Raw genomic sequence first — 1,553 nt, 5'->3', positions numbered from 1 at the left:
TTTAGTTGGTCGGCAAGTCTAGTGTTTTTAGCTACCTTGGGGTTTCAGCTAACAAAAAACTCAACAGGGACATTTTGAAATGGGCATTCACTACGTGAATTTTACGCCCATTTCAAACCACTGCGCATGCAAGCATGCTACGTTATGCCCCTTAGTTAGAAGTTATATTCACGCGATGAACGGTACTTATGAACGAGAATGAATTAAAGGCAAAGTTAAAACTATGTGGCTGTATACCTGCTGATGTTCTTGATGAACTTGTTGAGCGAACATGTTTAGTCGCGACTTGGGTTATTGATTGGATATCTAATAAAGGAAAGTCTAACGTAAGTAATAAGCAGTTAGAGCTATGCATGACTCAAATAGAAGAGTACTCAAGCTCATTATATGAACTAAATGATGCAATAAGTGATTTAAGTAAGGTTAAAATAGGATTTGATAATCAGTCATTCTTTGAGAAGATCGGAAAATCTAGCATCTATGATTCAGTTTCGGTATCAGATGATGGTTGCTCTCTAGATAGTTTTGAAGTCTTTTTTACTAGAGTAAAAAACTTAAAGAACCAGACTATAAAACGTAGAGATGCAGCTCTGCGCACAGTAGGCATTACTTTCTATAGCGCAGGTAGAATGAAAGACGAAGTTAGCTATCGTAGTGCACAACATTTTAACAATAAACCAACGTTTAGTGTCTGTAATCTACTTTCCGCTATTGAGTCGGTGGCGAAAAAATATAAAGAAAAACAGTCACGAGATGAAGTTCTACAATTACTTAAATTTGCCTGGGTTAGTGTATTGTCATGCAAACACGATAATCTGTGCAGAATAACATTATCGGATAGTCATCCATTTTTTCACTATGTAGCAGCAGTTCTAGATGAAGAGCCGATCAATATACGAAAATCATACACTGCAATGAAAGTCAAGTAAGTCATGGTGTTTTTTCGGTGTTAAATTAGCCGTTTTATCGTACTGAACATGAAAATGTTTATTGGGCATTATGCATCCATTGACCTGATGGAGATGTGTATGTCTAGAAAAGCAATATTTTGGATTTATATTGGTATTGAAATCGGTATGAAGTTTGCTAACTGGTGTAACGTAAATGGGCTTACTATTCCTTCATTGTGAATGTGTAATTAATATAACAAAAAGTTAATCAGGGACATTTTGAAATGGGCATTCGCTGCGCGAATTTTGTACCCATTTCAAACCGCTGCGCATGCAAGCATGCTACGCTATGCCCCGGTAACTAAATGTTAGCCAGAAATGCAATATCCAGCTTCTTTTATTTTATATTATTGAGCTTAGCTATAAAATTTTTACGTGAATTAAATAGGTGATTGTTGGAGTTCATATATCCTTTTTCTTCTAATTCTAGCCAAAGTGAAAGGGCTGATATCAATCCGAAATTGCCTTGTTCAGGATCAATGCCATCAAGGTATGTATCAGGGCATGATGTAAGGTCTACTGCATGCCATCTAATGCCATTGATATTGTCAATGCCAGCACTTCCAAAATCTAATAATTTTTCTCCTGTGGCAATCTTATCAA

At 36.3% G+C, this 1,553-nt stretch carries 2 protein-coding genes; one reads left to right on the top strand and one right to left on the bottom strand.

The features are described from left to right. Positions 1-188: 188 nt before the first annotated feature. Positions 189-929, top strand: a complete 741-nt coding sequence (locus ACRCYC_RS16680; protein WP_438620227.1) for a hypothetical protein — start codon at positions 189-191, stop codon at positions 927-929. Positions 930-1,287: 358 nt separating this feature from the next. On the opposite strand, the gene ACRCYC_RS16675 is transcribed toward ACRCYC_RS16680, so the two are convergent. Continuing rightward, on the bottom strand, positions 1,288-1,553 hold a 266-nt coding region (locus tag ACRCYC_RS16675), incomplete at its 5' end, for a hypothetical protein (protein ID WP_438620226.1).

Origin of the sequence: Paraclostridium sp. (assembly GCF_051657365.1) — a bacterium.
Classification (GTDB): domain Bacteria; phylum Bacillota; class Clostridia; order Peptostreptococcales; family Peptostreptococcaceae; genus Paraclostridium.
This window is presented reverse-complemented; position numbering and strand designations above follow the sequence as displayed.

Bases quoted from the DNA above. Each gene is read 5' to 3' on its own strand.
- ACRCYC_RS16680 (WP_438620227.1), top strand. From the start codon at position 189: ATGAACGAGAATGAATTAAAGGCAAAGTTAAAACTATGTGGCTGTATA.